The sequence below is a fragment of the Vicinamibacteria bacterium genome, from assembly GCA_035620555.1.
GTDB lineage: Bacteria > Acidobacteriota > Vicinamibacteria > Marinacidobacterales > SMYC01 > DASPGQ01.
This window is the reverse complement of the sequence record DASPGQ010000287.1, coordinates 1-4,170: the sequence shown is the minus strand read 5'-3', so window position 1 is coordinate 4,170 and position 4,170 is coordinate 1. Positions and strand designations below refer to the sequence as shown.

Annotated in this window: 6 protein-coding genes; 1 reads left to right on the top strand and 5 read right to left on the bottom strand. The window is 60.2% G+C overall.

Annotated elements, in window-relative coordinates; genetic code table 11:
* Positions 1–140: 140 nt before the first annotated feature.
* The 3 genes from VEK15_11765 to VEK15_11755 all read right to left on the bottom strand — a co-directional run bounded on the left by VEK15_11765 (position 141) and on the right by VEK15_11755 (position 1,418).
* Positions 141–380, bottom strand: a complete 240-nt coding sequence (locus VEK15_11765; protein ID HXV61365.1) for a hypothetical protein — start codon at positions 378–380, stop codon at positions 141–143.
* Positions 381–581: 201 nt separating this feature from the next.
* On the bottom strand, positions 582–1,013 hold the full coding sequence (locus tag VEK15_11760; protein ID HXV61364.1) for an ArsI/CadI family heavy metal resistance metalloenzyme: 432 nt from the start codon (positions 1,011–1,013) through the stop codon (positions 582–584).
* A 75-nt stretch (positions 1,014–1,088) separates the two neighbouring features.
* Complete coding sequence (locus tag VEK15_11755) at positions 1,089–1,418, bottom strand: metalloregulator ArsR/SmtB family transcription factor (GenBank protein HXV61363.1); 330 nt, start codon at positions 1,416–1,418, stop codon at positions 1,089–1,091.
* Positions 1,419–1,512: 94 nt separating this feature from the next.
* Between VEK15_11755 and VEK15_11750 the strand changes: the two genes are divergently transcribed.
* Positions 1,513–3,165, top strand: coding sequence for a Zn-dependent hydrolase (locus VEK15_11750; protein HXV61362.1), 1,653 nt, complete (start codon positions 1,513–1,515; stop codon positions 3,163–3,165).
* A 25-nt stretch (positions 3,166–3,190) separates the two neighbouring features.
* Here the strand turns inward: VEK15_11750 and VEK15_11745 are convergent, their stop codons facing one another.
* Both VEK15_11745 and VEK15_11740 read right to left on the bottom strand, forming a co-directional pair.
* Positions 3,191–3,700, bottom strand: a complete 510-nt coding sequence (locus VEK15_11745; protein HXV61361.1) for a hypothetical protein — start codon at positions 3,698–3,700, stop codon at positions 3,191–3,193.
* 73 nt (positions 3,701–3,773) lie between these two features.
* Positions 3,774–4,170, bottom strand: a 397-nt coding sequence (locus VEK15_11740; GenBank protein ID HXV61360.1) for a helix-turn-helix transcriptional regulator, incomplete at its 5' end; no start/stop codon positions are given.

Below are 4,170 nucleotides of genomic sequence, written 5' to 3'. Positions count from 1 at the left end.
TACTTCGGTTAGAACGGCCTCGGTCGTTAGAAGATTGCTCCAAGGTCGACGAGAGTACTCCGCTGCTCGCTCATGGTATTCATCGCGCGTGTTGATGAGCGCGAGAAAGAAGCCTGTGTCGACGAAGACGCCTTCCGGCATCACTTCTTGGGCGTGGCGTATAGATAGTGGTCGTGCTGCTCGGCAAGGTCGGGCAAGCCGAAGTCGTCAGCAAGGTCCAGGATGCGAAGGAGGCCGTTGTGGGGCTCGGGTTTCGAATCGGCAGGCAGAATCCGAACGCGGTATTTTCGGTTGGGTTCGAGGTCCAGAGGCCTCTCGGGGCGAAGGACCTCCCCATCGAAGGTGACTTCGATTTCTCGCTCGGAAACAAGCTTTTCCATCCCGATATTATATCGCTAACCCGAAATGTCGGCTCTTCGCCGAGCCAGAGACTGACCGGACGACGTCGGACGCCGAGGTTACGGGAGTCGAATCCATCAAGCGGACCACGCTCCAGGTGCGCGCGTTCAAGGCGGATATGGCGGACAGTCTGGTCGCTCCGCTCGCGCAGGGCGGGCGGAGCGTCCAAAGACCCTGCTACGTCAACAACAGCCCGGCGCGCACGCTGCCTTCGCCGCGACCCCTTCCGGGGTCTCGATGCCTACGTTTTGTTGCTTGACCACGAACACCTCCCAGCGGTGGCCGTTCGGATCCGTGACCCACACTTTGTCTTGGATCGCGTAGCAGCACTCGACGTCGGGCTCCTCGAGCGTCTCGAATCCCGCTTCGCGCAGACGTTTGGCAGCCGCCTGGACATCCTCGGCCGAGCTCACCTCGATTCCGAGATGGTTGACGGCCCCGGGACGGGTCAGCGGTTGCACGCTCGCGTTGAGGGTGAAGTTGAGTCCGGGCTCTTCGAGCTCGAACTTCGCGTAGCCCGGTTTCAGTTTCACGGGCTCCGATCCGAAAAAGCGACGGTAGAAGTCGACCGAGCGGTCGAACGCGGCTGTGTTCAATGCGAGATGCGTCTTCATGGTTCCTCCTATGTTTCTGGAATTATCGAATCGATTTGGTGAAAGTTTTGTTTTGTCATCAATGGGCACTAAGCGTTAACGGTTGGCAGGTATAGAGATATTGACCAAGGGCTGACGAGTGCAGCACTCGGCGTAGAGGAAATCCAGCAGAGACTGCAGAGCGGCTGTTCCCGCCCGATAGCGGAGAAACCGACCCTCGCGCTCCTGCTCCACGAGGCCCTCGTGGCGCAAGGCGTCGAGATGATGAGACAAGGTCGATGGCGGAGTTCCCAGCGTCTCCAGAATCTCGGCCACGACCAGTCCGTCTGGGTGGGCGGCGAGAAGCAGTCGCACGACATCGACGCGCGCCTCGTGTCCGAGTGCGGCGAACTTGCGTGCGATTTCCTGGGAGCTCGATGTCGTCATTACTATTCCATTATTCCAGAAATATAGTTGTGTGTCAAGAGAATTTGTTTCGAGGCATCGCTAGAATGCTCCTAGGGAAAGGAGGTCGAACGGAATGCGCTGCCGAGGCGTCGTCGCTGTCGTAACAATCACCTGGCTGAGCTTGGGGTTACTCTCGTGCCAGCCGCCGCCGGCAACGGACGAGGCGGAGCTCGGGATCCAGGAAAGGCTCGAAAAGTACACCACGGTGCGCCTGACCACGGACACGAGTGAGCTCTCGGAATCCCAGCGCGCCGTGCTTCGCCATCTCGTCCGGGCTGCCCAGGCAATGGATGGCGCCTACTGGCAGCAGGCCTATGGAGACCGCGATGAATTGATGTCCAAGCTCGAGACTCCCGAAGCGAAGCGTTTCGCGGAGATCAACTACGGCCCATGGGATCGTCTCGCCGGTAACGAGCCCTTCGTCGAAGGCGTGGCGGCGAAGCCCCCGGGCGCGAATTTCTATCCCGAGAGCATGACGAAAGAGGAGCTCGAGAGCGCCGCGAAAGAGTCGGGAGAGCTCACGAGCCTCTACACTATGATCCGGCGCAACGACGAGGGAAGGCTCGAGGCGGTCCCTTACTCGGTCGCGTTCGAGGAAGCCTACGGCGCTGCCGCGGCGGAGCTCCGTGCCGCCGCCGAGCTCACCGAGGAGCCCCAGCTTCGAAATTACCTCGACTTGCGCGCGCGAGCTTTGCTCACCGATGACTACCGGGAAAGCGATATGGCCTGGATGGACATGAAAGACAACACCCTCGACATCATCATTGGCCCTATCGAGACCTACGAGGACGGTCTTTTCGGGTACAAGGCGGCGAACGAAGCGCTCGTGCTGGTCAAAGATCGTGTCTGGAGCGAAAGGCTCGCACGTTACGCGTCTTTGCTTGGCGACCTCCAAAGAGCGCTCCCCGTCGACGACGCCTACAAGCGGGAGACCCCGGGGCTCAATTCCGACTTGAATGCCTACGACGTGGTCTACTACGCGGGGGATTCCAACGCGGGTTCCAAACCCATCGCCGTCAATCTGCCCAACGACGAGCGCGTCCAGCTCGAGAAAGGGACCCGAAGACTCCAGCTAAAGAACGCCATGCGGGCGAAGTTCGACGAGATCCTGTCACCCATCGCCGACATCCTCGTCGAGAAAAGCCTACGAGAGAACGTTCGCTTCGACGCTTTCTTCGAGAACGTCATGTTTCACGAAGTCGCTCACGGACTCGGAATCAAGACGACCCTCGATGGACGCGCCACCGTACGCGCGGCCCTGAAAGAGCGCGCCTCGGCGCTCGAGGAGGCCAAGGCGGACGTTCTTGGTTTGTTCATGCTCAGAGAGCTCGGCGAGAGAGGGGAGCTAGAGGATGACGCGGTCGTCGACAATTACGTGACGTTTGTGGCGTCGATATTTCGCTCGGTGAGGTTCGGGGCGGCGAACGCTCACGGCCGGGCGAACTTGATGCAGCTCAATTTCCTCAGGGAAAAAGAAGCGTTCGCTTACGACGAGGCCACCGGTACGTTCACGATCGATCCCGAGCGGATGGAGAGCGCGATCGAAGAGCTGGCGGGAGTCATACTGAAGTTCCAGGGCGACGGGGACTACGACGGGCTCGGGCAGTTCATCGAAGAGTATCAGGTCGTGAGCCCGTGGCTCGAAGAGGTGCTGTCGCGCATCTCGGAGGCCGGGATTCCCGTGGATATCGTTTTCGAGCAAGGCCTCGACGTTCTGCGACTATAGCCGCTCGTCGGAGCGCGCAGCGCCGTCAGCGAGCCCTGGTCCAGGTGTTCGTCAAATGGACGTTCATGCCCCCCGACACCTCGAACGTCTCGACGAATTGGTTCTCGTTCTTGATATCGAGCGTCAGGCGAACCTCGAGGCCGGGCGGGCCGTTCTCGACGTTCTCGGACACGAAGACGAAGCGGTCGGGATTACTGGTCGCCCGGTCCTGCTTGAGCTGAACCACGAACGACTCGCTGTGGAACTGCCGGACGACGAATAGATTTCGATTGCGGTCGTAGCTGAAGATCGCCCAGTCGTGATGGGTCTCGCCCGATGGGTTCTTCTCCTGCGGCTCGAAGACGGATGTGTTTCTGGAGACCAGATACTGCCCGCCGATGGCGAGCTCGTAATTTCGCTCACCTCTTCCCACGCCGGCGGACCCCGATTCCTGTCCCCTCCATTCGCCCACGAAGTACTTCAGTGGCTTCCAGACATCCTCCTCCGGGGTCGTTTGCAGAACCAGAAAGGCAACCCAGATCGTTCCTATCGTCATCGTAGGTCCTCCGTGCAGTCCGCAACGAGCATAACTCGGCAAGGAGCCAACGAATTGGACGAATCCGACAAAGTCAAAGCTCGAAAGAAGAAACTTGGGAGCGGGAGAGCAGCTGGCGCGGGGTCAGGCCGGAGAACTCCTTGAACTCGCGGATGAAATGCGCCTGGTCGTAGTAACCGCTCAGATGGGCGGCCCTGGTCAGGCTCTCGAAAGGCTGGCGGAGCTTCTGGTAGGCATGAATGAACCTGACCAGGCGGGCCGTCTGCTTCGGCGTCGCACCGATGTACTCGAGGAATTTCCGCTGGAGCTGGCGTTCACCGATGCCGAGCTCGCGGGTCATTTCGCATATGCGGACCTGGCCGCGCCGTTGCCACAGGTGGCGGACGGCTGGAGCGATGTCGCCCTTTTGATGAAGTGCGAGCTGCTCGATCAGAAAGCGCTCGACCCGCTCGATTCGCTCTTCGGTCGTC